The organism is Marinobacter sp. MBR-105, assembly GCF_053628895.1.
On sequence record NZ_JBRJHG010000007.1, the window covers coordinates 207,681 to 232,458 of the forward strand.

Genomic DNA, 24,778 nt, shown 5'->3' on the forward strand with positions numbered 1-24,778 from the left:
GAGCATGGGGCGTGTGCCGAACAAGGACGGGCGAAAATCAGTTTGGCCCCATGCGGGTGAAAACGGGTTTGAGTTTATCGGCGTGGGCCTGTGCCGGCAATGTGCATCGCCGGATACCAAGAGCTCATTCGGCCGCAGTGGACTCCAACTGGACTCCAAAGGCACTTAGAGCCGCTTTTTTGTAAGGTCGTGCTGCGGCGCAATTTGCGTAAGTCCATTTCGAGTACACTTCGGGTCCACTTGCCGTGCTCACCTTTCTTGCTAGACCCTTCTTCTTTGGGAGCAAGCCGGGACTCTGGGTGTGGGATATTCTTGAGTTTACGTGGAAAATTCGCGTTTTCACGCGTTGAGCTCTTCAGAGCAATGCGCCAGACTTATCATCAAATCCTCACTTCCATTTTTGGACTACGAGGGGTGCTAGCTGGGCATTTTAAATAATCAGCATTTACAACCGGCTTCGCCGGAGCCAGAAATGATCCCCGTGATCACCCTCCTCAATGGATCTCCGAGATCCAATCCAAAACTGCTGGCCACGCCAGCAACTCCCGCACGAGCGCCTATCAACGCCAACACAAAACCCGATCTGCTAACCACTCAGCAGTGCTGCTGTTTATATAGTGAGATGGATATAGGTAAGAGACTTGCAAACACACTGATATCAGTAAGTTGCAAGCCTAATCAATGACCGATATTTGCGGAAAAGGTCTACGTTAACTCCGCAACTGAGCAACAAGGACCGTTACCAGCGCATCATCGTTGGCTGCTCGCCTCCCCGGTCATCCCACCGCCGTTCGGCAAACCCTCCGTTGCGATATCTCGCTGATTACGAGATGCCGCTCCCCGTGCACGCTGTCGATTCTCGATCTCGTGTTCACGGCCCGCAATCGAGACGCACAAGTGCTGATACACCAGCACGATGGATGCTCCCACCGTCAAGGCCTTCAATGCTTTGGCACAGTCACACTTAATGCGGACTACGGGGCGGAGCATCAGCGTGGGGACCGGCTCTTTGCCCCAGATTCCGCATGGTCGGCCACGCACTCTGTATTCATGATTTTTCAACAGAACGGAGGATGGAATGAGCAACAAATCTGTCAAAAGTGGCCGCCGCTCTGCTGTATTTGTGCGCTACTGCAAACGCTGTGAGATGAACGATGCTAGGAAAATCGATCGGGAATTCATCCTTCAATTCGGGGCCTACATCAAAGCCCGATTGAATGGTGACTACGAGTGGCCTGATGGGGATGTCGATGAGCAAATCAGCGTCGCATACGCACACAATGCCATCAGCACGGTTAACACCGTTATGCGAGCATTTCGGGGTGATGGCCAATTGACAGTGTCGGCCCGGGAACTCCTTGGTGTTTGCAGGCAATCGGTGAGGACCAAAGAGATCCAGGCGGATGTCCTCGATACCAAGCATGCAGTCGATCTTGCAATCGCTGCCGGATTCGTGCGTGGTGCGGCCGTAATTCTGATGGCTCGTGCCTGGGGTATGCGTGTACGGGAATGCGTCATTCAGGACCTTGACCGTATGAAGCGGGAAATCGAGGCTGCTGGAGAGGTGACGATTCTCGAAGGTTGCAAAGGCGGACGGAAATCCAAAGACCGCACCATCAAGGCGAATGAATTTCGAATGGAAGCGTTGCGATATGCCATCGAGGTTCGACCGGAAGGATCCCGAAACCTGTTGTCGAAAACCGACACGGTAAAGTCGTTTTTGCTGAACGACGTAAATCCATGCCGGCAGTTTTTGCAGTCATCCGGAATTCCTCACTTCATGGAACTCAGGGCGGGTTTTGCCCAGGATATCTACGAGGAAGTGATGGGCGGGCCGTCGCCGCTGAAAGAGCCAATTCGAGACAAAATCATGGACCGGCTTGCCAGGGAGGAAGTGGCCAGGCAGCTGGGCCACAACAGAGTGTCAGTAGCCAGTTCTTATGTGGGAGGAACGCGCGATGCAGCTTGACCACATTTTGCGGCGATTGGATTTCAGTGCACTCAGTGAAACGGAGCGGAAACGGTACATCAACCGGATGATCCGGATTGTTTCGGTAATTGAGGCGCAATTCCCTCACGTAACCCGGCCAGAGCAGATTAAGTTGAAAAATTGTCAGTTCTTTCGGAATGTTTGGCTGCCAGCCCATTCGTCGTCTGACGCAACAAAAAGCGAATATATGCGTGCACTTGGACTGATTATCAGAGCGACGGGACGACCAGAAACGTGGATGGGCGCTCTCGGTGTAAAGACAGCGACGGGACAAGGAGGTCGTCCAGGGAAGATTGGTGTTAAGCAGTCGAAAAAGTACTACTGTTAGCAGATTCAGGATCGGATGGAAACGGATTGGAGAGGTCCCCACAATGCCGGTACATGAAAGTGAGACTTCCGGTGGCGACGACCAGGAACTGCTGCAGCTGAAACAGGCAGCCTGGCAGGACGTGCTTGAGCTATTCGATGTAGACGAAGCTGTGGCCCGGGACTGGATAGGGCGCCCCCGGCTGTTTTTGGGCAATGTCGCGCCGGAATGTTTGCTGAAGACTCAAGCGGACATTGTTCGGCTGCAGCGTTATATACAGCAAATCCAGCTGGGCATAGTTCCGTAGATGTGAGAGTTTTTCTTGGCAAAGAGCCCCGGTCATCGAGGGTGTGACCGGGGCGGCTCCATAGTTATTAGTGCAGTGTGGTTGACTCATCCACCAGCAAACGCGCGCCGGTATCGAAATCCAGAGTGGCCAGAAGCCGTTCAGGCTCGTCCGAGTTCTGGTACATATCAATGCTGATCCAGCTGTCGCCGCGGTGCATCTGGACATTGATGTGCAGGTCGCCACAGCCGAACTCGGATGAGAGTGCGGTAGCGAGCTTTTTGGCTTCGGTGATTGATTTCATAAACAATTGACCTCTAGAACCAAGTGTTCGTTTTGATGTCGCCTAGCTGATCCACCGATGACTTTTTGGGTGGAGTTCGCGTGATAGACGATCCTGAGTTGTCGGTGTCATCGCACAGGTTGTCGAGCGTTTCGGTGATAGTGGCGGTGCTGCCGTCGAAACAGGACAAATCCAGTGTCGCTGTGCTCGCTTGGAAGCCATCGAGAGTTTCTGCGACAGCCAGCGCTTCTTTGAGCAATGAACTGATTTGGTCGAGTACGTTCTTCATAGATAAATCTCTTGTGGAATTAGATTTTTGACCGGTCGAATTCCACAATACACGATCACAGTGTTTGACCAAGCAATTGGCTAAGAGCCAACCAACTTGTCGGGGATTAGTTGATTACTACAGGAGTATTGACATGAGTGACGCGCGGGCTGTGGCCGAGCTGAGGGAGCAGGTCTATTGTGAGGTCCTGGAGCTTTTCGAAGACGATAGAGTGACAGCTGAACTATGGCTGTCATCTCCGATCCGGGCTATAGGCAATCAAGCGCCGGTCACGCTGATGGACACCGAGGCGGGGCTCTTAAAACTGAGGAACGTGATTAAAAAATGGCAAGAGGGAGCTGTTTCATAGAACATGATTATTCGAGCTTTGACCAGTCTCAAAGATGGGCTTCCTAAACAAAAGCGAACCTTGGGTACTGTCGTGACCATCGGCGATGACGGTAGCTTCTAACAGTTACTCCGCTACCAATTCTGCCTTGATGCGGGGCTTGTTCGAAGGGCCATTTCGAATGTGTCAGTCTCTTAGCTACGCCAAAAATGAGGCGAGAACATCACAAAGACACTGAGTAACTCCAATCTCCCCAGCAACATCGCCGCCATCAATACCCATTTAGCTCCGTCCGGCAAGGTTTGAAAATTACCAGCGGGACCAATAGTGTCGCCCAGGCCAGGCCCAACATTCGCCAATGCTGTAGCGGCTCCGGTCAAACTCGTCACAAGGTCGAGGCCCAGCGCAGCAAGGATGGCAGCGACGACAGCAAGTGTCGCAAGAAAGATGAATGAAAAGGCAACACTGGACGCTACGATTTCATCGCTGATGATTCGTCCGTTGTAGTGTCTCGCAATTACTGCGTTCGGATGGAGCAGCCGGAGTACTTGCTCACGCAACAGCAGCATGGACAGCTGAAAACGAAACATCTTCATGCCACCACTGGTAGAGCCAGAACACCCTCCCACGAATGTAAGAAAGAAAAACAGTACCACCACGAAGGGGCCCCAGAGCGAATAGTCCTGAGATGCATAACCGGTAGTTGTGACTACCGATGTCACGTTAAATAAAGCATGCACGAAGGCATCGATCGGAAACGCCCCCTCATTCACCACCCGATAAACGGTAATCAGGCATGCGATCAACAAAAGGAATTTAAGGAAAAAGCGAATCTGTTGGTCCCTCAGTATTGGCTGCACCTGGCCATTCAGTAACCTGACGAAGAGAAAGAACGGTATGCCCCCCAGCATCATGAAGAGGCTTGATGCAAAAAGAATGGAAAGCTGGTCAAACTGACCCATAGAGCTGTCTGACGTCGAGTAGCCTCCCGTAGAAACGGTAGTCAGGGCATGATTTACCGCGTTGAAAAGGTCCATCCCCAATGCCCAGTAGGTCAGGATGCAACCAAGCGTCAGTGCGAGGTAACTGAACACCAGTCCACGGGCTAAACGATTGGTGCGCGGCACCGCCTTCTCTGTCCACTCGGACGATTCAGTGGCAAACAGGCGCATACCACCAATCCTGAGGAATGGCAGGATTGCCACCGCCATGCCGATGATTCCAATGCCGCCCATCCATTGCATGATCGACCGCCACAGCAAGATGTCCCCCGGGAGGTTGTCGAGACCACTCATAACTGTGGAGCCGGTGGTTGTTACCCCGGAGATACTTTCGAAAAAAGCGTCCGTCACGCTAAGTTTGAGATCGCTCAGCAGCAACGGAAGGCTGGAAAATAACGGAATGAACACCCAGGCGGAAACTGTGAGGATGAACATCTGCCTCTGTTTCAACGCATATCGCTTTCGACCAGCACTGAAGAAGCAGACCAGTCCTACGCCAAAACAAATACTTGCGGATTTCACGAAAGCCAGCCAATCCGGTGTGTCGCCGAACATCAGCAGGTTTACAGGCAGGGTCATCAAAAAACTTAGGAGAATCAGCAGAAAGCCAAGTATTTGTATAACAGGAAGGATATTAAACAGAGCCATCATCAGGATCGCCCAGACCGTTCACGTATGATTTTCGCCAACATGCAGCCAATGACGGCTCCCGTCAGTTGCGCATAAGTTGAAAACCCTGCGTAGAGCAGCTCCGCTCTGGTATGAGTTTCAACATAATCACCTGGAAGTGCAGCAAGAGTGGCAATGCCTGCCAACAAGAATCCCCATCTTGCATTGTATACCCATGCAAAAAAGACGACGGGTGCCAGATAAGGAAATATCGACGCTACTGGCTGGGAAGCCTGTCTGTTCGCTATAGCCAAAAAACCGAGCCAAGCCAGCGCAATCACGGCATGGCCCAGAAATCCCGGTTTCAATCGATAGAATCCCATTGCCGACAAGCCCTGCTCTCGACCAAATTTGCATCAGACGGCGTAAGGAGATCATATTCGAGGTGGAATTAGGACGGTGCAGAACGAATTTTTACGGTATTTTTACGGCAGTGAGGGCACCGCAATCACAGGTGTATGAGAAGATTTCTTCAGCCAGTCAGTAACCGACACCGGAATCGCACCCATGATTGAAAAACAACAGTTCATTGTCATTGGCCTTGGTGTGTTTGGGGCAACGATCGCACGTGAATTAACTCGCCTCGGCCACGAGGTGCTGGGTATTGATTCGGACGAACAACGAGTTGACCGACTGGCTGATGAAATCACTCATGCAGTGATCGCGGACGTCACAGACGAAAACTCGCTCATTGAACTGAACGCCGGCAGTTACGATACCGCTGTAGTGGCCATAGGCAGGAACGTCGAAGCTACGATGCTCGCCACGCTGCAACTCCGAGAACTTGGGGTAAAGAAAGTCTGGGCCAAGGCGCTCACAAACCAGCACCATCGCATTCTGGAAAGGCTTGGGGCGACCCGAATCATTGCACCGGAATTCGAGATGGGTGTCCGGATTTCCCAGGAACTGAATTATCCGATGGTGCATGATTACCTGGGCCTGGACGATGATTATTTCATCGTGGATTTTCACACCACAGAAGACCTTGTTGACAAGACCATCGGAGAGGTGATCAACGGCGAACCAGTTGAAGCACTGGTAGTGAAGCGCATGAAGGAAGCGCACCCCCACCCGGATCACACCTGGAAGATCCGAAAAGGCGACAGGATTGTCCTCGGTGGCCAGCTCGAAGACTTGAGGGATCTGGTTAACCGCCTATGAAAATCCATTTTCTGGATCTGGTTTCCCACGGTGCCAGAGGCGAGCCTTCCGCAAAAGGAAGCATGAACCCACCGAGACTCCTGCTTGAGTCGTTTCTGGTTCTCATAGTTCTTGGCGCCTGCTTGCTCAAGTTGCCCTTTGCGACTGTTGAGCCGGTGACCTGGATGGAGGCGGCTTTTACCGCAACCTCGGCAGTCACAGTTACCGGTCTCGTGGTAGTGGACACCGGGAGTCAATACACCCTGTTTGGACAGTTAGTGATTCTGACCTTGATTCAATTGGGCGGGCTAGGATTGATGACGTTCGCGGTGCTCACGGCCCTTGCCCTGGGCTTCAAGCTCCGACTGAAGCATCAATTGGTTGCGCAGGAAGCCTTTAATGAGATCTCGCTTCAGACAGCGAGGCGAGCCAGCGGGTCGATAGCCGTATTCGCCTTAACGGCAGAAGCTATCGGAGTTATGTTATTAGGCGTGTTTTTTATTCCGGAGCTGGGGTGGTGGGAGGGTCTCTACCAGGCCTTGTTCTACACGATTTCAGCGTTTAACAATGCCGGCTTCGCTCTTTCACCAGATAGCCTTTCCGCCTACGTTGACCATCCTGGCATCAGTCTGTCCGTCACGGCCCTGTTTATCACAGGTGGCCTGGGTTACATCGTCATCATGGAGCTTTTTGATAAGCGATGTTGGTCGAGGTTGTCGGTTTACGTCAAAGTCATCCTTTTGGCCACCCTACTGCTGAACCTGTTCGCTACCGGCGCCATCCTCATCCTGGAATTTGGCAATCCAGCGACTCTTGGCGCACTGGATAGTTTCTGGGACAAGCTCCTGGCTGCCTGGTTTCAGGGCGTGACACCACGAACCGCAGGTTTCAACACCCTCGATATTGGATCGTTAACCGCCGGCAGCAGTGTGCTGATGCTGCTTCTCATGTTCATCGGTGGTGCCCCGAACTCCACATCCAGTGGTATCAAAATCTCGACATTCGTCATTATGCTTGCCGCAACCCGTTCGTTTTTGCGGGGCAATCTGAACGTGAGCTTTTTCAAGCGTTCTCTCAGTAGTGAAACAGTCCTCAAAGCCCTTGCCACAGCGACCATAGGGATGGCGCTGGTTTTTCTGGGTGTTCTGTCTCTGAGCATCCTGGTTGAGGATGAGTTTCTGGACATCGCGTTTGAGGTGGTTTCCGCGTTCGGCACCGTTGGTCTTTCACGGGGAACAACGGGCGAACTCGGCACCGCCGGCCAGTTGGTCGTCATGGCAATCATGCTAATCGGTCGCCTTGGCCCGCTTACCTTGGGCTATACCCTGACAGTGCGACGTAAATCCCATGTTCGCTATGCGAAAACCGAGTTCCCGGTTGGTTGATTCAGGGTCAGGCTGCGACTGCCTTCTTTCTGTTCGGGCGCGCCTCAATCAACACAGAGTGCAAAAGCTGGACAGCGTGATCGAACTGATCGCTGTCCAGGATAAATTGAACTTCCACGTCTCTCATGGTTTGGTGAGCCGCCAGAACCGGAATCGACTCTTCATCAAACGCCACCAGTGACGCGATCAGAACACTGTTAACATCGAGTGAGCTTCCGATCGCGGCAACCACGGCTACCTTGCGCAAGCTGATCTCAGCCCCGGGAAAGTTGCTGCCAAGCTCATTCACAATCCGTTTTGCCTGCTTTAGGGTCGCACTCAGGTAAAACGTGAGCGTGTTGGCATTGCTCTCACGGTTGATCCGATGCACGCGAAAGCGCGACGTTACGTCGAGAAACGTCTTTTCAATCTCGGCGATGCTGGGCGCGTTCTGATCGAACACAGATACCGCCATGACGGATTTCTGGCCGGTCACAATGTCTGTTTGAGGCGTTTCAGCCTGATAGCCTCCGGTGATCAACGTACCGGGGTGTTCGGGCTCGAAGGAATTCTTGATTCGCAAAGGAATCCCTTCGCTGCACAGTCCACGGGCTGCTTTGGGATGAATCGCTTCCATGCCCAAATTCGCCAGTTGGTCGGCAACGTCGTAATTCGCTCGGCCAAGAGTCACCACTTTGGCCGGATCCACAATATTCGGGTCTGCCGAACTCAAGTGGAACTCTTTGTGAATGATCGCTTCCCTAGCGCCGGTTACCACCGCGATACGGCTGAAGGTCATTTCACTGTACCCTCTGTCGAAGGTCTCAATGAGCCCCTCTTTGCACTGGGTATAGCCCGTGCAGATCGGTAGCTCGCGTGTCAGGTCGACAGAGGCGAGCGATCGCTTGAGCTTTTCATCCATAGCCAGCCGTTCACTCTCCCGCCACCCGGTGAGGTCGATAAAACGGGCGTTGATTCCCTCTGACTGTAGGCGCAGTGCGGTGTTGAAGGCGCTATGGGCCTCACCAACGCCTGCCAGCATTTCTCGAACCTTGATCAGATGTTGACTTAGCTGGAAGTGCCCGTAGGAACACAGGCGTTGTAGATCAATCAGGCACTCTCTGACCCCTTCTACCCGATCAAGAATGAACTGATCGGCCTGATGCCTGAGGCTCAAATCCGAGAAATAGGAGAGGTTGATATCCGTCAGGCTCTTTTCCAGGCGGGTCAGATCATCCCCCCAGGCCCACCGATTCTCGGCGCCGGCGAAAAGTGCGTAGACGCCAGGTTTACCCGTTTTCTTGTGTTCCAACAAAAGATCGGTCACGCCACCGTAGGCAGATACAACGAAAATTCGGTTGTACAGCTCTTCGTTACGGCTGTCGCCCACGATGATGTTCTTGCGTACAGCGTCGAAGTTGCTCATTGAGGTTCCGCCGATTTTCTCAACGGTATGACCGCTTCTATCAACATCTTTCCGTGCCATAAGGTTCAGCCTGCCTGAGAGATTGAATGGAACCCCTGAAAACGTGTGGGAGCTCGGGGGCGATCAGTGTTAAGTTTGCAGGCCATCCCCCACATGAAACAGTAAAAAAAGCGCAAAAAAAGCGTGGCTCCCGTAAAAGATCCGTAACACCAATTGGTCTTCGGGCCCGGCCTATCTGGCTTAGGGAGATGTTCAATCAATTTCTATTCCAGACATCTCACGCCACTGCCTAGTTGTTACCTCACTGAGTTTTCCTTCCACCTCCTCGATGAACAGAGCCGCAATTCCGTGCCGGTCGGCGACCGCTCGTCCGTCGGTCGCCCCCAAACACAGCAAGGCTGTAGACCATGCATCGGCCAGGCTGGGATCCTGTTCGAGGACGGTAACGGACACAGTGTCATGGTTGACCGGGCGGCCGGTTCGGGCATCCAGCACATGGCTGTATCGCCGGCCCTGATCGTCGAAGTAATGGCGGTAGGTGCCCGATGTCATGACCGAAATGGGCGCGTCACGAGCAATCGTGATCACCTTATGAACCGACCGCTCGCCCGGCGTTGGACGCTCGATCGCGACGCGCCAGGGTTCGCCGCCCGGCTTGTGGCCCCGAACTTTCATTTCTCCACCCAGCTCCACCAGGTAGTGTTCAATCCCGGCGGATTCCAGCACACCAGCCATCTTTTCAACGGTATACCCCTGAGCGATGGATGAAAGATCGACCTGAAGATCTGAGCGGGACTTCGAAAGCCCGCCGTTTGATCTTGGTACCAGAAACTCCATTCCGACCTCATCCAACCGACGTTGCAGCTCGACCTCCGAAGGAACCGATAGCTGCTGGCCACTGAATCCCCAGAGATCAAAGAGGGGTTTGATCGTCAGGTCGTAGCAGCCAAGACTGGCCTCGCTCACCGTTTTTGCCTTTGCAATCAGGTCAACGACTTCCTCTCCAACCGCCGTGGGGGCCAATGCCTCAGCCCGGTTAAAGCGCTCGATTGCGCTGTCCGGCCGGTAGCTCGACATGAGCGCATCAATACGTGCCAGTTCCTCAACAATACCGTCTTGTACTGAGCTGGAGGTTACCCCACCCGCTTTCCAGAAAGTGACATGCCAGGTCGTGCCCTGAGCGGGGCCGCTCAGCGAAGAGAGACGGGGCGGCTGGTCGCAGGCGCTCAGCAACAGCCCCATAAGGATGAGAACTAGCGCTCGGCACTGGCGCCAGTGTCGCCAAAAAACGCTTCGGACTGGATACGGATCAGACATCAATAACCTCGAAATAGGGACTCACGATGGCCTGGAGTCTACCCATCTGAAACGCGGTGTTGGGACATTCCGGTGAATTTTTAACGGCTTTTTTACGCCTCGGCCCTGTTTTGGTCATCGAATTTTTACGCCCTGCCCCAGCACCATGGAAGCACATCCACTGAAGGAGACTGAGCGTGTCTACTTTCCTGTTACTTATTTCTGTTGCAGTCGGCGGCTACCTGGTTGCTGCCCTGCTCTGGCCCGAGAGGTTCTGACCATGGCACTGATCGGTATTGGCGTGATTCTGGGGCTGTTTGGCCTGTGTTTCCTGTTCATTGATCTGGAGGAACGGCTGTGAACGAGGTCATCGTAATCTATGCGGTCACGCTGCTTCTGGCGTGGCCTTTGGGCAAGTACATCGCAGGCGTTTTTGGCAGCGCCAAGGGGACGGCAGGCGCCGTCTTTTTGCCAGTGGAAAACGGTCTGTATCGGCTGTTTGGCGTTGACCCTTCCCAGCCCATGAGCTGGCAGGGTTACGGCAAGGCGTTGCTGAAACTGCACCTTGCTCTGGTCTTGATCGTCTTTGGCCTGTTGATGGCCCAAGGCTTTCTGTTCCTGAATCCGGACGGTATCGACGGCATGAGCTGGGACCTGGCGCTTCATACGGCGGTCTCGTTCCTGACCAATACCAACCAGCAGCACTATTCAGGGCAGGCGCAGCTCAGCTACCTGGCGCATACCTTTGGCATTGTGACACTGCAAGTGGTGACACCCGCAGCCGGCATGGCAGCAGTGGTGGCAATTGTACGCACGCTTCTAGGTCGCTCTGACAACAAGAAGCAACCGTCTGGCGAGGGTGTCGTTTCTGTTGGTAACTTCTACGAGGACATCACCCGGGCCATTGTTCGCGTTATGCTGCCAGTCGCGGCGGTGGTGGCACTGATCATTGCTGCCGAAGGCGTGCCAAACAGTTACGAAGGCGCCCGCACCGCCATTCCGCTGGACCAGACCGCCGGTATGGAAGAGCAGAACATTCCGATTGGTCCGGTGGCACCCATGGTGGCCATCAAACAGGTCGGCACCAACGGCGGTGGCTGGTATGGCCCCAACTCCAGCGTTCCCCTGGAAAACCCGACCCCGTTGAGCAATTTCGTCCAGACGGTCTCACTCGTTCTGATTCCAGCCGCCCTGGTCTTTGCGCTGGGCTTCATGACCGGCCGGCGGCGCCTGGCCATGGTAGTAATGGGCGTGATGGTGGTGATGTCGGTGTCGCTGACGTCGGTGGCGATATGGTCCGAAAACCAGCCTAACGCTGCCTTCTCCGGGCTTGCTGCCGAGGGCGAAAACCTGGAAGGCAAGGAAGTCCGGTTTGGTGCCACCGCAACCGCACTCTGGGGCAGCTGGACCACCCAGACCTCGAACGGGTCCGTCAACGGCATGCACGACAGCTTTAACCCCATTGGCGGCATGATCCCGATGATCGACATGTTCATCAACGTCACCTTTGGCGGTATCGGTGTGGGGCTGATTGGCTACCTGCTGTTCCTGCTGTTGGCGGCGTTTCTGGGCTCGCTGATGATCGGCCGGGCACCGGAAATTGCCGGCAAGGCACTGGAAACCCGGGAAATGAAGCTAGTCTGCATCGCCCTGTTGATCCAGCCCCTGTTGATCCTGGGCTTCAGCGCTATCACCGTTGCCTTCCCATCGTTGACCGGCAACTCCAATCCGGGCTTCCACGGCATCAGCCAGGTGATTTACGAGTACACCTCCGCCTTTGCCAACAACGGTTCCGGCTTTGAAGGGCTTGGCGACAACACCGTGTGGTGGAACGTGACCTGTGCCGTCAACCTGGCGCTGGGTCGTTTCATCCCGATTCTCGCACCGCTGGCAATCGCCGCATCACTGGCCGCCAAGCGTTCCGCGCCGGAAGGTCGGGGCAGCCTGAGCATCGACACGCCCACCTTTGGGCTGATGACCCTGGCGGTGATTGTGATGTTTACCCTGCTGAGCTTTATGCCGGTGCTGATTCTCGGCCCGATCGCTGAAGCCCTGAGTCTGATGTCCTGAGTGGAGAATGATGATGTCCAAGAGAACCCCCAAAATGACTGACTCACTTGATCTGGGCACAGTTGTCGGCCAATCCATCAAGCGGCTGACGCCAAAGGATCTGGCCCGCAACCCGGTCATGATGGTCGTCGGTATCGGAACGGTGATCACCTTTCTGCTGGGCTTGAGCCACCTCGCCCAGGGTGCCCCGGCTGGCCTGGATTTCGCGATCAGTGCGATCCTGCTATTCACCGTCCTCTTCGCCAATGGTGCCGAGTCTGTCGCGGAAGCCCGCGGCAAGGCTCAGGCCGGTGCGCTCCGGGCTACAAGGAAAGACCTGAAAGCCCGCAAACTCGATGGCGAGCAGCACAAGGAAGTGCCCGCCACAGACCTTCGCAAGGGCGACCGGGTGCTGGTAAAACCGAACGAACTGATTCCCGCGGATGGCGAGATTGTTCAGGGCGCCGCGACCATCAATGAGTCGGCGGTCACCGGTGAATCTGCGCCGGTGCTCCGGGAAGCCGGTACCGACAACAGCGGTGTCAGCGCGGGCACCAAAGTGTTGTCCGATGAGATCGTGATCGAAGTCACCGTCGATCCGGGCAACTCCCTGCTGGACCGCATGATCGCCCTCGTTGAAGGCGCGCAACGCCAGAAGACACCGAATGAACTGGCGTTGTCCGTGCTCCTGGCCGCCATGACGCTGGTCTTCCTGATTGTGGTCGTTACCCTGGTGCCGTTTGGCGGGTTTGTGGGCGCTACCCCATCCTACTCGGTTCTGGTGGCCCTGTTAGTGTGCCTGATCCCGACGACCATCGGGGGCCTGTTGCCGGCTATCGGCATCGCCGGTATGGACCGTGCCATGCGTGCCAACGTCATTGCCAAGTCTGGTAAGGCGGTGGAAGTGGCCGGCTCTATCGACACCCTGTTGCTGGATAAAACCGGCACCATCACCCTGGGTGATCGCAGAGCAACGGGCTTTGAACCGGTTCGGGGCGTGGCGCCGGGCACCTTGAGGGACGCCGCACTGCTCACTTCCCTGGCAGATCCCACCCCCGAGGGCAAATCCGTTGTCGCTCTGGCTCGGGATAAGGGCTCGGACGCCGAGGCAGCCGATGGCACAGAATTCATTGCGTTCTCTGCCAACACCCGTATGTCCGGGGTGGACCTGCCGGATGGGCGGATTCTGCGCAAGGGCGCAACGGATGCCATTCGCAAATTCGTTACGGAAAACGGCGGCAACTATCCGCAGGAAACAGACACTCTGGTTGACCGGGTTGCCAAGAACGGCGCTACACCGCTGGTGGTCGCCGAGGGTAATCGGGTACTGGGTGTGATCGCCCTGTCGGATGTCATCAAGTCCGGCATCAAGGAACGTTTCGCCAAGCTTCGGGACATGGGTGTGAAGACGGTGATGATTACCGGTGACAACCCGATAACTGCTGCGGCGATTGCCGCCGAGGCGGGTGTGGATGATTTCATCGCCGAAGCCACACCGGAACAGAAGCTCGACATCATTCGCAAGGAGCAGGCGGAAGGCCGCATGGTGGCCATGATGGGGGATGGCACCAACGATGCTCCTGCCTTGGCTCAGGCCGACCTTGGTTTGGCCATGAACTCGGGCACCCAGGCCGCGCGGGAAGCCGGCAACATGGTGGATCTGGATTCCGACCCCGGCAAACTGCTGCAGGTGGTAGAGATTGGCAAACAACTGCTGATTACCCGGGGTTCGTTGACCACCTTTTCCCTGGCCAACGACGTCGCCAAGTACTTCGCTATCCTGCCAGCGCTGTTTGTCACCAGTCTGCCGGCCCTGGATGCCCTGAACGTACTTGATCTTGAAAACCCGATGAGCGCGGTGTTGGCCGCAACCATCTTTAATGCGCTGATTATCCCGGCGTTGATCCCCTTCGCCCTCAAAGGCGTGCAATTCAAACCGGCAACCGCCACACAGCTGTTGCGCCGCAACCTTCTGATCTTCGGATTGGGTGGCCTGTTGCTGCCGTTCGCGGCCATCAAGGCCCTGGATCTGATGCTCACCGTGGTTATCTGAGGAGACTGACATGATGACTGATTCAAACACTGGGGCCGTCACCCGGTCCGCTTCCTGGCTCTCTGCGGTGCGCGCGGCCGTCGTCCTGATCCTGCTGTGTGGCGGACTGTATCCCCTGTTGGTTACAACGGCCGGAAAAGTCATGTTTCCCCATCAGGCATTAGGGAGCATGATCATCGTGGACGACAAGATCGTCGGATCAGAACTGGTGGGGCAGCGGTTCGTCGCACCCGAGTACTTCCACGGGCGGCCTTCCGCGGCCAGTTACGATCCTTTCTCCGTTGGCGGCTCGAACTACGCGGCCAGCAATCCGGATCTTAGGGTCCGGGTTGCGGAGGATTCCGCGGCCATTGCCGAGCGAGAGGATATCGCTCCGACGTCCATCCCTGCGGACTTGTTGGCGGCCTCGGGTTCCGGCATAGACCCTCACATTTCGCCGGAATCGGCTATGATACAGGCCGAGCGTGTGGCGAAGGCCCGTGATATTCCGGTTGCCCAAGTCAATGAACTGATTGCGGAGCACACGGAGGGGCCTACCCTGGGGATCTTTGGCCAGCCGCGAGTCAACGTTCTGAAAATTAACCTGGCACTGGATGGCAAGGAGTTGAACGATTGAACCAAGGCGACCCGAATCGCCCCAACCCGGACGCGCTCCTGAAAACTCAGGAGCGTGAGTCCGCCGGGGGGCTAAAAATCTTTCTGGGTGCCGCTCCGGGCGTGGGCAAGACCTACCAGATGCTGCAAGCCGCCCACGAACTCAAGCGCCAGGGTGTGGACGTTGTTGTGGGTGTCGCGGAAACGCATGGTCGAGCCGATACGCTCTCATTGTGTGAGGGCCTCGAACAGCTCTCCGCAAAAGAAGTCGAATACGCCGGCAAGCAATTCCGGGAGTTTGATGTCGATGCCGCCCTGAAACGCAGACCGGATGTCCTGTTGGTGGACGAACTTGCCCACCGCAATATTCCGGGCACTCGGCACCCACGGCGTTACCAGGATATTGAAGAACTGCTGGATCAGGGCATTACCGTCTGGACGGCTGTTAACATCCAACACCTGGAAAGCCTCTCGGACGTGGTGGCCAGCATCACCGGTGTGCGAATGCGGGAAACCGTCCCGGATTCTGTTCTGGAGCGCGCCCGAGACATCGTTCTGGTGGACCTGACCCCTTCTGAGCTGCTGGAACGGCTTCGGCAAGGCAAGGTGTATGTCCCGGAACAGGCTCGTGCCGCAATGGATGGCTATTTCTCGCCCTCCAACCTGTCTGCTTTGCGGGAGCTTGCCGTCCAGGCTATCGCTGAACGGCTGGATGCCGATGTGCGAGAGAACATGCAGTCCCGTGGCATCGCAGGCCCCTGGCACATTCGATCGCGACTGCTGGTCGCGGTGGACGGCTCTGGTCAGGGTGAATCCCTGGTTCGAGCCGCACGGCGGCTCGCCGAGCGCCGGAAAGCACCCTGGACCGTCGCCACTGTGGACAATGGCCGAGCAGGCGCCGATGAACGCCAACGGCTGGAAAAAGTGTTCGACCTGGCCACCCGCCTGGGCGCAGAGGTCAGAACGCTTCGCGGATACGACGTGGCCGGAGAAATCCTGGCCTTCGCGAGAGAGCAGAACGTCACAACGCTGATTCTCGGCCGCTCCCACAATCGCTGGTGGCACTTCCGAAAATCCACCAGCCGCGCACTGCTGAAAGACGCTGAGGCCTTTGAAGTCACTTTCATACCCGTGCCCAGAAAACAACGGCGTCGGCTTACTGAAGCCGCCGGCCGTGCGGTGAGATATAGCGACTATGCCTGGGCCGTCGGCAGTGTGGGTGCCGCAACCGCAATCGCCATGGGACTGCAGAACGTTCTTCCGCTGGGTAACCTGTCCCTGATCTTTCTGACATCCGTGCTTTGGGTGGCCTCCCGAACCGGGATTCGTCCAGCCCTGTTTGCCGCGGCTCTGAGCTTTCTGACCTACAACTTTTTCTTCACGGATCCTCGGCTTACCTTTCAGATGGCAGATACGGATGAGCTGCTGACGGTGGTGTTCTTTCTGATTATCGCAGTCACGGGAGGCAACCTTGCCGGCCGATTGCGGGACCAGGTCCAGATGCTTCGCGCCTCGAACGATCTCACTGATGCTCATCTACAGTTTACCCGTCGGCTAGCGTCAGCGCCCGACATCACCTCCGTCCAGACCGAAGCGGTCGAGGCTCTCTATGCCCAACTTAAGCTTCCTTTGATTATCGCCCAACGGAGCCCTGAAAATGATGCAATCGAAGTGGTGGTTAAGGGCGGCCCGTCTCACCCACTCAATGAAGCGGCGCGCTCTGCAATCGACTGGGGCATCCGTAACGCCAAACCCAGCGGTGCATTTTCCGACACGTTGAACAGCCTTCCGTGGCGCTTTGAACCTATTGAGGCCGATGGTGAAATCTACGGCGTACTAGGTATTCGAGTCGGCGATATGACCCCGGAGTATTACCGGGGCCTGGCCATCAATGTTTACGTTCATCAACTGGGATTGGCATGGTTTCGTACCCGCCTGGCGGCCAATCTGTCAGCATCACGGGTGGCAGAGGAAACTGAGCGGCTTCGCTCCGCGCTGCTCTCTTCCATCTCCCATGACTTGAGAACACCGTTATCCTCCATGATTGGCTCTGCCAGCACGCTGAAATCGATGTTCGACCGGCTCTCAGATGAGGATCGCGATAGCCTTCTGGATTCAGTGCTCGGTGAGGGCGAGCGCCTGGATCGCTACATCCGAAACCTGCTGGACATGACGAAGCTGGGCCATGGCACGCTCAAGATCGAGAGGGACTGGATCGCGTTCACCGATATCCTCTCTTCTGCTCTCAGGCGCACAAGAAACCTCATGTCGAATGTCCGGGTTGAGCGCGATTTGGAAGAGGACTTGCCGTTGCTGTTCGTACATCCGGCACTTATTGAGCAGGCCCTGGTCAACGTGCTGGAAAATGCCGCGAAGTTCGCGCCCGACGACTCAACCCTGTCCATCCGGGCTCAACGGAAAGGCGATGAATTGATCATTGCGATCTCAGACGAGGGGCCAGGCATACCGGAAGACCAGCGTGGCCAGGTTTTCGATATGTTCTTCACCGGCGGTGAAGGCGACCGGGGCCCTCACGGTAGCGGACTGGGACTGGCGATCTGTCACGGTATGGTCGCGGCTCACGGTGGCCGGATTCAGGCTTTGGCTGGCCCAAATGGTATCGGTGCCACCATCGAAATAGCGTTGCCCCTGATAGAATCCCCTGAACAAGAGTCTAATCGGGAAGCCAGTGAATGACTGCCTCAGCACAGAACCGGGAAACGCCCTGTATTCTGATTATTGATGATGAACCGCAAATACGGCACTTCCTGCGCATCAGCCTGAAAACGGAAGGATACGAATTGCTTGAAGCGGAAAATGGTGAGTCCGGGCTCGGGTTGTGCGCAAGGCATTCACCGGATCTCGTGATTCTGGATTTGGGGCTTCCGGATATGGATGGCTCTGAGGTGCTTGCTGGTTTGCGGGAATGGTCATCAGCTCCCGTTATCATTCTCTCGGTGCGGGATCGAGAACTGGAAAAAGTAAAAGCCCTGGATCTCGGCGCGAACGACTATGTTACGAAGCCGTTTGGCGTTGATGAGCTGCTTGCGCGAGTTCGAACCCAGTTGCGTCTCCAACAGAAAGGAAAGAGCGCAGCTGCTCCTGAAACCTCAGCGATATTCGAGAACGGCGAACTAAATATTGACCTGGCTATGCACAAAGTCACGGTCAGCGGTGAGCCTGTCAGGCTCACGCCGAAGGAGTTTGCCGTGCTGAAGGTCTTGCTGCTTGCATCTGGAAAGATCGTCACACAATCGCAGTTGCTCAAGGATATTTGGGGGCCTACTCACACGACGGACACGCATTATCTGCGAATTCTAATTGGGAGATTGAGGCAGAAGCTCGGTGATGACCCCACGGAACAACGCTATATCCAAACCGAGCCGGGGGTAGGCTATCGGTTTCTCGATTCTTCGGATCAGGCATAAACGATCGGGATGGAGGGTTGTGGACTTCACCAAGAGTTTCTTTTGAACGATTGATGGACTGATTCAGGTCCATCAAGTGCTCCCAGCACACGACTGTGTCGCCGATGCAGTTCATACTCAGAAAAGAGTCTGCATTTCTTCATGGGAAGGTATTGGTAGACCTGCCTGAATGTTCACTTTGCGACCGAGCCGAGCTAAACAAAAGCGAACACTAATAATCGCTTTTAAAGGCTTCCGCTTGCATTGGTAAAGCGGACCTTTTTGCCGCGGCAAGATCGGTCATTAACAGCGCCTGGATATTTCTCCAAGGTAACCGCCCAATGATCTCATCTTGAACCTGACGTTGTTGTTGGATCTATGAATCTACCAGTTTGATACACTGGTAGAAGATCTTGAAGCGAGAGGTTCCCATGAAAAAGAAACGACCAACAGAACAGGAACTACTCAAAGACCTGAACCCCCGCGGAGCCCACGCGGACGAGTTGGCAGACCCGCTCGCCCACGTGTTGGATCCCCAGGATAGACTGAAAGGTTCGGTAAAGAAATTCGAGCAACCCACTGACCCGGCTACTGACCCAGAAGATTGGGATGCGTGGTTTGACGGAGAAGGCGCTTCAGGAGATCTCATGGAAGGCAATGGAGAGAAGCGATGAGTGGTAGGAGCTTGGATCAAACCCATTCAGCTTCGCTGACTGGATCAGGGCCATTACGGCAGCAGCACCATTGGAAAGCGAACCTCTTTACCGCGACGAGATAAGCCAGTGAAGGGAGCCTTAACCGGGGTAGGTTCACTCGTAGGCTAGGAGTGGCAAGGGCACGAGGATAAATCCAGGCTTTTAAACAAAAGCGAACGTTCGCAGCATCCCAAATTTCTGGATTTAATTCCCCCGAGTTGCCTAAGAAACGCCCCTGCATTCCCCCCCCATTCCAGAGGTGGCGGCCATTGAAGTTTTCTAAGCGGTAACTGCAAAACTCAATCTGGCCATTTGGGATGCAAGCTATCAATGACGTAGTTGTGACTGTGGACACTGGAGTTGGAATCACTTGCGATATGAGGGTGGTCACTTGGAAGATCGTCGTGGTGGTGCGAACGTTCTGACGGATCAACAGATGGCCATAACTTCACGGCAAGGATCAGCCCGCCGAGAGCAAACCCCAGAAGTATCAATAGAGTGATAGTCATTCCCGCAGAAGAGCCCAGCCAACCAGCTAATGGATACGCGATCAGCCATCCGGCATGCGATAAAGAGAACTGGGCAGCGAACAGAGCTGGCCTATCTTCAGCATGCGACGACCGCGTAAGGACCCTGCCGATGGGCGTTTGAACGGTGGAAAAACCAACGCCTAACCATGCCCATACGGGTAACAGCCATTCCAGAGAGCCTACCGGCAGCGCTAGAACCAACCCGGCAACCAGAATCCCGCCTCCCGTGAGCATAACTTGCCGATCCTGCCAGCGTTTCAGTAGAGCTGGTAACGCCAATGCTGCCAACATGGAACCGCCACCAAACGCGGCAAAAGCCATAGCCGTATGCTGGTCGGTAAGGCCGAATTGTCCCTGCACCAGGACAACCGTATTCACGATCACCATGGCTCCCGCAAGACTGACAACTAGGTTCAGCGACATCACCCCGCGCAGGCGAGGAGTTGCCATGAAAATTCTGAATCCGGCCCGTGCGCGATCATAAACGCCGCGACGTTTTTCCGATTTGGCCCCGGAGGGCAAAGCAACGGACACCACGAGCAAGGCTGATGCGATAAAACCGATTACCGTGCCCGAGAACAATGCCTGCCAGTTGGTGGCAAGCAGAATCAACGCCGCGAGCGCAGGGCTGATGAGGTTTTCCAGATCGTAAGCCAATCGGGAAAGCGACAGCGCCTTGGTGTAATCGTCTTCGTCTGGGAGAGTCTCCGGAATCGTAGACTGGAAGGTTGGTGTAAAGGCCGCCGATGCGGATTGAAGGACCGCGATTAGCACGTACACTTCCCACACTTCGGTGACGAAAGGCAAGGCCAGCGCTGTCGCTGCTCGAATCACATCCAGAGAGACCAGCAGAGCGCGACGGGGTATGTTCTCCGCCAGAGCTGATGCCAGGGGGGCTATCAAGACATAAGCGACCATCTTGATAGCCATGGCGGTGCCGAGCACCTGTCCCGCCTCGTCTCCGGCCAGATCGAATGCCAGCAGACTCAAGGCCACCGTCGCCAGCCCCGTACCCAGCAATGCAACGACCTGGGCCAGAAACAAATGGCGATAGGTTCGGTGCTTCAGAATCTCAAGCATGGCTTCACCAGTGACAGCATAAGAAGCAGAAAGGTTGTGGTAGAAATCTGACTCCAGTAGCATTCCATACTATCCCCCCAGGGGGGATAGGTCAAAAGTGAGATTTTGCCTACAGGTCTACCAACCATCAGTCTTGCCGGGAACACTGTTATGCACCATGAACGACTCGACCATTGGCAACATAATCACGTCTTTGGTCAGGATCAGAAGCGCTCTGGCGAAACCCGCACACTCATCGTGGTGGGCCTGACACTGGCGATGATGGTCTGGGAAATTCTGGCCGGAATCGTTTATGGCTCCATGGCGTTGCTGGCCGATGGCCTGCATATGGGGTCCCACGCAGTGGCTCTGGGCATTGCGGCCTTCGCCTACGCGTATGCCAGGAAAAACGCGGGCAACGACCGTTTCTCTTTCGGAACAGGAAAGGTCAATGCGCTGGGTGGCTTTACCGGCGCAATCCTGCTGGCTGTCTTTGCGCTCTACATGGTCATCGAGAGCGTGGGGCGTTTTATCCAGCCCGTCGCCATTTCTTTCGATGGGGCTATTTTTGTGGCCATAATTGGCCTGGTGGTCAACGGGGTGTCAGCTTGGATACTGGGGGATGCAGGCCATGATCATGGTCACAGTCACGGCCATGATCACGGTCACCACCATCATCACCATGACCACAACCGCCGGGCCGCTTACCTGCATGTACTTGCGGATGCGCTGACGTCAGTCCTTGCTATTGTTGCCCTTCTGGCGGGTAAATATGCCGGGTGGAACTGGATGGACCCGATGATGGGGATTATCGGTGCGATTCTGGTAACCCGTTGGTCCTGGCATCTGCTGAAAGACACCTCAAAGGTCCTCCTCGACGAGCAACATCAGGACATGGAGGAAGCTGTTAAACAGGCCGTCGAAGACGACGATGCCAAAGTCAGTGATCTGCATGTGTGGGCGATAGGCCCAAACATTCATGCGGCTATTGTCTCAGTGGTCTCGCATCAGCCCGAGTCGCCTACAGTCTATAAGGAGCGCATTCAGGCACACTGCCAGTCCCTGGTTCACGTGACGGTGGAGCCTCTCCGGTGTGATTAACGGGGAGAGCGCAGGTTGAAAAGCAATCAGGTCAGAGATACCGGGCAATTGCCTTGAATTCATCGACACGCCGCTGCTGGTCTGGCTCCAGCGGCCCGATAGCATCGTCGAGGCAATGCTCAATGTGGTCCTGTACTAGCACGCGTTTGGCCTGTTGAATGGCCTTTTCCACGGCGTGAAGTTGCTGGGCCAGTTCCAGGCAGGGTTTTCCCTGATCAATCATGCCAATCACGCTTTCCAGATGGCCGTTAGCCCGCTTAAGACGTTTGATAATGTTCGGGTGAGATTGATGCGTGTGATCATTTACCATGTTTAATTCCTATCCCCCATGGGGGGATGGTATCCTCTGTTTTCGTTGAAATCCAACCACAGACTCGACGCATTAGATTGATGATTTCGGCCATTCACCAGAGAAAACTGCTTCCGACGCTCGTCATGCTCTTGGCATTGGCGGGCCTGTCACTGTCGGTGATTGGCGAGTCATTCTCTCACGGTGTGGCCAACTTGGCAGGCGAGTGGGAATCGCAGTCTGACGGCCATCCAGCCAATCATGGTGCGCATGGACACACCCACGATTTTGACAAAGAGCCAGAGACATCATCAATGCATCATGATGCTGGCAATCATACCCACGAGACCGTGGACCACCTCAGGGTTCCGTTTGTTTCCCAAAGCCTGACCGTTCTCCGGCAGCCCGTACCCTTTGCCGGAGGTTCTCCCCGCAGTTTGCGTTATCGGCTTGAACGCCCTCCAAAAGCCTCCCTTTCCACTTGATTCTTGCCGCTTACGCGGCCCGAGAAAACAAATTCGATTGGAGTCTTTATGTTGTCAAGCTTGCCTGGCCGATGCCGTGGTGTGTCCTCAACGGGCACAGGCAATCGTCTACTCTGGATATTTCTAACTTTGGGCTTGCTGGGTCTGAGTACCGATGTACTCGCTCATGCCGTCGCCCAGGGCGACAAGGGGTACATCCAGGAAATTACCGGGATAAACCTTATTTCGTTCATCTATCTGGGGGCCAAACACATGGTCACCGGATATGACCACCTGCTGTTCCTGCTGGGTGTCATTTTCTTCCTCTACCAGATGAAGCACATCGCGATCTACGTGAGCCTGTTTGCCTTGGGGCATTCCACCACGATGCTGCTGGGGGTTTACTTCAACGTGGGCATCAATAGTTACATCATTGATGCGATTATCGGTCTGTCCATCGTCTACAAGGCACTGGACAACATCGGTGCCTATCAGCGGTGGTTTGGTTTCCAGCCCAACACCAAGGCCGCCACGTTGATTTTCGGGTTCTTCCATGGCTTTGGTCTGTCCACCAAGATCATCGAATACGACATCTCACAGGACGGCCTAATTCCGAACCTCCTCGCCTTCAATGTGGGCGTGGAAATCGGACAATTGATCGCCCTGGCTATGATCCTGATTGTCATCAGCTTCTGGCGAAAAACCGACGGATTTTTCCGCCATGCCTACACCGCCAACGTGGCCATGATGAGTGCAGGTTTTCTGCTCTTTGGCTATCAGCTCACCGGTTACTTCGTCGCCTGATTCTGGAGATTTTTTATGTACAACACCGATATTCCCAACCGTGAAGAACTGCCCAGCACTGCCAAGCTGGTTCGATCAACCATCATTGCGGCAATTGTGGCGTTGGTTCTGCTTGTAACCGTGGTCATGCCCGCCGAATACGCCCTGGACCCAACCGGCGCAGGTCGCCTTTTGGGCCTGACTGAAATGGGTGAGATCAAGGAGCAGCTCGCCGAAGAGGCTGCTGCTGACGAAGCTGCTCAGATGGTTGCTGTTCAATCCTCAACTGAGCGAGAGGCCCCGGAAGTCAAAGAACCTGTCGTGGCTGAGGCCGTTAAGGAGCCAGCTCCCTCGCCTGAAGCAGAAGTTGCACCTGCCGAGCCAGAACCTGCGCCTGCACCAGAAGTTGTGGAACCGCAGTGGCAGGATGAAGTACGCGTGGTTCTCACACCGGGAGAAGGCACAGAGTTCAAACTTACTATGGAGGAAGGCGCTACAGCCCGATTCTCCTGGGTATCAGAGGGTGGCCCGATCAACTTCGATACCCATGGTGATGGAAGTGGTCAGTCAATTTCCTACGAAAAAGGTCGGGGCGTGCCTGAAGACGAGGGCGAGTTGGAAGCAGCCTTTACCGGCAATCACGGCTGGTTCTTCAGAAATCGGAACGACAACGACATCACTCTGGTACTGCGTACTGGAGGAGACTACGGTCAGTTGAAGAAGATGTTGTGATTAACCATTAGATAAATGTAGCAACATCCAGCCCCGCGTGCTCACGGGACTGGATGTCTTTTCAGCAGCTAAATGGTGCTTGGGGACTCATCCGCAGGGTTAACTTCCAAGCTTGTACCGAGCGCCGTGGGAGGCTAGGAATGTGGTCGCAATAAGGTGCGTCTGAATGTTCGCTTTGCGACCAAAGCTACTCATGGAGCTAAACTAAATACAAGGTAATGCTGGGCGCTGGAGTCCCCGATGGCTTATGGGGAGCCATGCTGCCCTCGGGAGCTCAGGCCTGTTAATAGATCTTTATATTGAGGCGCTCACATGGCCAGACAAACCTTCACTGAGGCTACTGTAAGCATCTCGGAGCTGAAAAATGATCCTATGGCGGCACTGGATTCAGGGGCGGGATTTCCAATTGCTGTTTTGAATCGGAATGAGCCCATCTTTTACTGTGTTCCTGCTGCAGTATACGAGGCGATGCTCGACAGGCTGGATGATCATGAGTTGGTTGCCGTTGTTACAGAGCGAAGTGGAGAGCCAAGTATTCGAGTTGATCTGAATGAGTTTTGAGTGTTCGCTTTGCTTGCAGGCCCTCACCCCGAAGAGGGCCAAATCAGAACATCCACTCCTAATTTGAGTAGACGAGTTGTTT

24 protein-coding genes are annotated in these 24,778 nt (G+C 55.2%); 17 read left to right on the forward strand and 7 right to left on the reverse strand.

Annotated features, from left to right (window positions below):
- The first annotated feature begins 1,078 nt into the window (after positions 1 to 1,078).
- Together ACSSVV_RS10485 and ACSSVV_RS10490 are read left to right on the forward strand one after the other, a co-directional pair.
- Positions 1,079 to 1,969: an integrase domain-containing protein gene (locus ACSSVV_RS10485; protein ID WP_022991852.1), complete on the forward strand. Its 891-nt coding sequence runs from the start codon at positions 1,079 to 1,081 to the stop codon at positions 1,967 to 1,969.
- A 392-nt stretch (positions 1,970 to 2,361) separates the two neighbouring features.
- Positions 2,362 to 2,604 (forward strand): antitoxin Xre/MbcA/ParS toxin-binding domain-containing protein, encoded by a 243-nt coding sequence (locus tag ACSSVV_RS10490; protein ID WP_022991854.1) that lies wholly within the window; start codon positions 2,362 to 2,364, stop codon positions 2,602 to 2,604.
- 67 nt (positions 2,605 to 2,671) lie between these two features.
- On the opposite strand, the gene ACSSVV_RS10495 is transcribed toward ACSSVV_RS10490, so the two are convergent.
- Together ACSSVV_RS10495 and ACSSVV_RS10500 are read right to left on the reverse strand one after the other, a co-directional pair.
- Positions 2,672 to 2,887: a hypothetical protein gene (locus tag ACSSVV_RS10495; protein WP_022991855.1), complete on the reverse strand. Its 216-nt coding sequence runs from the start codon at positions 2,885 to 2,887 to the stop codon at positions 2,672 to 2,674.
- Positions 2,888 to 2,900: 13 nt separating this feature from the next.
- Complete coding sequence (locus tag ACSSVV_RS10500; protein ID WP_022991856.1) at positions 2,901 to 3,155, reverse strand: hypothetical protein; 255 nt, start codon at positions 3,153 to 3,155, stop codon at positions 2,901 to 2,903.
- A 133-nt stretch (positions 3,156 to 3,288) separates the two neighbouring features.
- Here ACSSVV_RS10500 and ACSSVV_RS10505 point away from each other — a divergent pair, with 133 nt between their 5' ends.
- Positions 3,289 to 3,504: an MbcA/ParS/Xre antitoxin family protein gene (locus ACSSVV_RS10505; RefSeq protein WP_023008061.1), complete on the forward strand. Its 216-nt coding sequence runs from the start codon at positions 3,289 to 3,291 to the stop codon at positions 3,502 to 3,504.
- A gap of 173 nt (positions 3,505 to 3,677) precedes the next feature.
- On the opposite strand, the gene ACSSVV_RS10510 is transcribed toward ACSSVV_RS10505, so the two are convergent.
- A complete protein-coding gene (locus tag ACSSVV_RS10510; protein WP_022992342.1) occupies positions 3,678 to 5,135 on the reverse strand; it encodes a TrkH family potassium uptake protein in 1,458 nt (485 codons plus the stop codon).
- A gap of 525 nt (positions 5,136 to 5,660) precedes the next feature.
- Here ACSSVV_RS10510 and ACSSVV_RS10515 point away from each other — a divergent pair.
- Together ACSSVV_RS10515 and ACSSVV_RS10520 are read left to right on the forward strand one after the other, a co-directional pair.
- Positions 5,661 to 6,314 carry a potassium channel family protein gene (locus ACSSVV_RS10515; RefSeq protein ID WP_022992340.1) on the forward strand — a complete coding sequence of 218 codons (654 nt, stop codon included), beginning with the start codon at positions 5,661 to 5,663 and terminating at the stop codon, positions 6,312 to 6,314.
- Positions 6,311 to 7,678, forward strand: coding sequence for a TrkH family potassium uptake protein (locus tag ACSSVV_RS10520; protein WP_081699738.1), 1,368 nt, complete (start codon positions 6,311 to 6,313; stop codon positions 7,676 to 7,678). The genes ACSSVV_RS10515 and ACSSVV_RS10520 overlap by 4 nt, the downstream gene beginning before the upstream one ends.
- A 7-nt stretch (positions 7,679 to 7,685) precedes the next feature.
- Here the strand turns inward: ACSSVV_RS10520 and ACSSVV_RS10525 are convergent, their stop codons facing one another.
- A complete protein-coding gene (locus tag ACSSVV_RS10525) occupies positions 7,686 to 9,143 on the reverse strand; it encodes an aspartate kinase (protein ID WP_454106199.1) in 1,458 nt (485 codons plus the stop codon).
- Positions 9,144 to 9,335: 192 nt separating this feature from the next.
- Positions 9,336 to 10,325, reverse strand: a complete 990-nt coding sequence (locus ACSSVV_RS10530; RefSeq protein WP_454106200.1) for an FAD:protein FMN transferase — start codon at positions 10,323 to 10,325, stop codon at positions 9,336 to 9,338.
- Positions 10,326 to 10,545: 220 nt separating this feature from the next.
- Here ACSSVV_RS10530 and ACSSVV_RS10535 point away from each other — a divergent pair, with 220 nt between their 5' ends.
- The 7 genes from ACSSVV_RS10535 (at position 10,546) to ACSSVV_RS10565 (ending at position 19,156) form a co-directional block, all read left to right on the forward strand.
- The gene (locus tag ACSSVV_RS10535; RefSeq protein ID WP_454106201.1) at positions 10,546 to 10,740 is read left to right on the forward strand and encodes a hypothetical protein; all 195 of its coding nucleotides are present in this window, start codon (positions 10,546 to 10,548) and stop codon (positions 10,738 to 10,740) included.
- Complete coding sequence (gene kdpA / locus ACSSVV_RS10540; RefSeq protein ID WP_454106202.1) at positions 10,737 to 12,449, forward strand: potassium-transporting ATPase subunit KdpA; 1,713 nt, start codon at positions 10,737 to 10,739, stop codon at positions 12,447 to 12,449. Before ACSSVV_RS10535 ends, kdpA begins: the two co-directional genes overlap by 4 nt.
- 13 nt (positions 12,450 to 12,462) lie before the next feature.
- Positions 12,463 to 14,481, forward strand: coding sequence for a potassium-transporting ATPase subunit KdpB (kdpB, locus tag ACSSVV_RS10545; RefSeq protein ID WP_412917497.1), 2,019 nt, complete (start codon positions 12,463 to 12,465; stop codon positions 14,479 to 14,481).
- A 10-nt stretch (positions 14,482 to 14,491) separates the two neighbouring features.
- Positions 14,492 to 15,097 (forward strand): potassium-transporting ATPase subunit KdpC, encoded by a 606-nt coding sequence (kdpC, locus tag ACSSVV_RS10550; RefSeq protein WP_022992334.1) that lies wholly within the window; start codon positions 14,492 to 14,494, stop codon positions 15,095 to 15,097.
- Entirely contained in the window at positions 15,094 to 17,772 is a 2,679-nt protein-coding gene (locus ACSSVV_RS10555) for a DUF4118 domain-containing protein (RefSeq protein ID WP_454106203.1), read from the forward strand. The genes kdpC and ACSSVV_RS10555 overlap by 4 nt, the downstream gene beginning before the upstream one ends.
- On the forward strand, positions 17,769 to 18,503 hold the full coding sequence (locus ACSSVV_RS10560; RefSeq protein ID WP_454106204.1) for a response regulator: 735 nt from the start codon (positions 17,769 to 17,771) through the stop codon (positions 18,501 to 18,503). Before ACSSVV_RS10555 ends, ACSSVV_RS10560 begins: the two co-directional genes overlap by 4 nt.
- A gap of 410 nt (positions 18,504 to 18,913) precedes the next feature.
- Complete coding sequence (locus tag ACSSVV_RS10565; RefSeq protein WP_454106205.1) at positions 18,914 to 19,156, forward strand: hypothetical protein; 243 nt, start codon at positions 18,914 to 18,916, stop codon at positions 19,154 to 19,156.
- A gap of 320 nt (positions 19,157 to 19,476) precedes the next feature.
- On the opposite strand, the gene ACSSVV_RS10570 is transcribed toward ACSSVV_RS10565, so the two are convergent.
- Positions 19,477 to 20,787, reverse strand: a complete 1,311-nt coding sequence (locus tag ACSSVV_RS10570; protein ID WP_454106212.1) for an MFS transporter — start codon at positions 20,785 to 20,787, stop codon at positions 19,477 to 19,479.
- Between the two features lie 150 nt (positions 20,788 to 20,937).
- Here ACSSVV_RS10570 and dmeF point away from each other — a divergent pair, with 150 nt between their 5' ends.
- Positions 20,938 to 21,867, forward strand: a complete 930-nt coding sequence (dmeF, locus tag ACSSVV_RS10575; protein WP_454106206.1) for a CDF family Co(II)/Ni(II) efflux transporter DmeF — start codon at positions 20,938 to 20,940, stop codon at positions 21,865 to 21,867.
- 31 nt (positions 21,868 to 21,898) lie between these two features.
- Here the strand turns inward: dmeF and ACSSVV_RS10580 are convergent, their stop codons facing one another.
- A complete protein-coding gene (locus tag ACSSVV_RS10580) occupies positions 21,899 to 22,177 on the reverse strand; it encodes a metal-sensing transcriptional repressor (RefSeq protein ID WP_153740610.1) in 279 nt (92 codons plus the stop codon).
- An 80-nt stretch (positions 22,178 to 22,257) separates the two neighbouring features.
- On the opposite strand from ACSSVV_RS10580, the gene ACSSVV_RS10585 reads away from it, so the two are divergent.
- The 4 genes from ACSSVV_RS10585 to ACSSVV_RS10600 all read left to right on the forward strand — a co-directional run bounded on the left by ACSSVV_RS10585 (position 22,258) and on the right by ACSSVV_RS10600 (position 24,696).
- On the forward strand, positions 22,258 to 22,641 hold the full coding sequence (locus ACSSVV_RS10585) for a hypothetical protein (RefSeq protein WP_153740611.1): 384 nt from the start codon (positions 22,258 to 22,260) through the stop codon (positions 22,639 to 22,641).
- Between the two features lie 48 nt (positions 22,642 to 22,689).
- The gene (locus ACSSVV_RS10590) at positions 22,690 to 23,424 is read left to right on the forward strand and encodes a HupE/UreJ family protein (RefSeq protein WP_454106207.1); all 735 of its coding nucleotides are present in this window, start codon (positions 22,690 to 22,692) and stop codon (positions 23,422 to 23,424) included.
- Between the two features lie 15 nt (positions 23,425 to 23,439).
- On the forward strand, positions 23,440 to 24,135 hold the full coding sequence (locus ACSSVV_RS10595; protein ID WP_374786503.1) for a hypothetical protein: 696 nt from the start codon (positions 23,440 to 23,442) through the stop codon (positions 24,133 to 24,135).
- Between the two features lie 312 nt (positions 24,136 to 24,447).
- Positions 24,448 to 24,696 carry a type II toxin-antitoxin system Phd/YefM family antitoxin gene (locus ACSSVV_RS10600; protein ID WP_454106208.1) on the forward strand — a complete coding sequence of 83 codons (249 nt, stop codon included), beginning with the start codon at positions 24,448 to 24,450 and terminating at the stop codon, positions 24,694 to 24,696.
- The last annotated feature ends 82 nt before the right edge of the window (positions 24,697 to 24,778 follow it).

Excerpts from the sequence above, each read along its gene's own strand:
- ACSSVV_RS10580 (WP_153740610.1), bottom strand. The coding sequence starts at position 22,177 with ATGGTAAATGATCACACGCATCAATCTCACCCGAACATTATCAAACGT.
- ACSSVV_RS10535 (WP_454106201.1), top strand. The coding sequence starts at position 10,546 with ATGGAAGCACATCCACTGAAGGAGACTGAGCGTGTCTACTTTCCTGTT.
- ACSSVV_RS10495 (WP_022991855.1), bottom strand. The coding sequence starts at position 2,887 with ATGAAATCAATCACCGAAGCCAAAAAGCTCGCTACCGCACTCTCATCC.
- ACSSVV_RS10500 (WP_022991856.1), bottom strand. The coding sequence starts at position 3,155 with ATGAAGAACGTACTCGACCAAATCAGTTCATTGCTCAAAGAAGCGCTG.
- ACSSVV_RS10515 (WP_022992340.1), top strand. The coding sequence starts at position 5,661 with ATGATTGAAAAACAACAGTTCATTGTCATTGGCCTTGGTGTGTTTGGG.
- ACSSVV_RS10600 (WP_454106208.1), top strand. The coding sequence starts at position 24,448 with ATGGCCAGACAAACCTTCACTGAGGCTACTGTAAGCATCTCGGAGCTG.
- ACSSVV_RS10560 (WP_454106204.1), top strand. The coding sequence starts at position 17,769 with ATGACTGCCTCAGCACAGAACCGGGAAACGCCCTGTATTCTGATTATT.
- ACSSVV_RS10490 (WP_022991854.1), top strand. The coding sequence starts at position 2,362 with ATGCCGGTACATGAAAGTGAGACTTCCGGTGGCGACGACCAGGAACTG.
- ACSSVV_RS10530 (WP_454106200.1), bottom strand. The coding sequence starts at position 10,325 with ATGGGGCTGTTGCTGAGCGCCTGCGACCAGCCGCCCCGTCTCTCTTCG.
- kdpB (WP_412917497.1), top strand. The coding sequence starts at position 12,463 with ATGTCCAAGAGAACCCCCAAAATGACTGACTCACTTGATCTGGGCACA.
- ACSSVV_RS10485 (WP_022991852.1), top strand. The coding sequence starts at position 1,079 with ATGAGCAACAAATCTGTCAAAAGTGGCCGCCGCTCTGCTGTATTTGTG.
- ACSSVV_RS10590 (WP_454106207.1), top strand. The coding sequence starts at position 22,690 with ATGTTGTCAAGCTTGCCTGGCCGATGCCGTGGTGTGTCCTCAACGGGC.
- dmeF (WP_454106206.1), top strand. The coding sequence starts at position 20,938 with ATGCACCATGAACGACTCGACCATTGGCAACATAATCACGTCTTTGGT.
- ACSSVV_RS10565 (WP_454106205.1), top strand. The coding sequence starts at position 18,914 with ATGAAAAAGAAACGACCAACAGAACAGGAACTACTCAAAGACCTGAAC.
- ACSSVV_RS10520 (WP_081699738.1), top strand. The coding sequence starts at position 6,311 with ATGAAAATCCATTTTCTGGATCTGGTTTCCCACGGTGCCAGAGGCGAG.
- ACSSVV_RS10585 (WP_153740611.1), top strand. The coding sequence starts at position 22,258 with ATGATTTCGGCCATTCACCAGAGAAAACTGCTTCCGACGCTCGTCATG.
- ACSSVV_RS10570 (WP_454106212.1), bottom strand. The coding sequence starts at position 20,787 with ATGCTTGAGATTCTGAAGCACCGAACCTATCGCCATTTGTTTCTGGCC.
- ACSSVV_RS10510 (WP_022992342.1), bottom strand. The coding sequence starts at position 5,135 with ATGATGGCTCTGTTTAATATCCTTCCTGTTATACAAATACTTGGCTTT.
- ACSSVV_RS10525 (WP_454106199.1), bottom strand. The coding sequence starts at position 9,143 with ATGGCACGGAAAGATGTTGATAGAAGCGGTCATACCGTTGAGAAAATC.
- ACSSVV_RS10505 (WP_023008061.1), top strand. The coding sequence starts at position 3,289 with ATGAGTGACGCGCGGGCTGTGGCCGAGCTGAGGGAGCAGGTCTATTGT.
- kdpC (WP_022992334.1), top strand. The coding sequence starts at position 14,492 with ATGATGACTGATTCAAACACTGGGGCCGTCACCCGGTCCGCTTCCTGG.
- ACSSVV_RS10595 (WP_374786503.1), top strand. The coding sequence starts at position 23,440 with ATGTACAACACCGATATTCCCAACCGTGAAGAACTGCCCAGCACTGCC.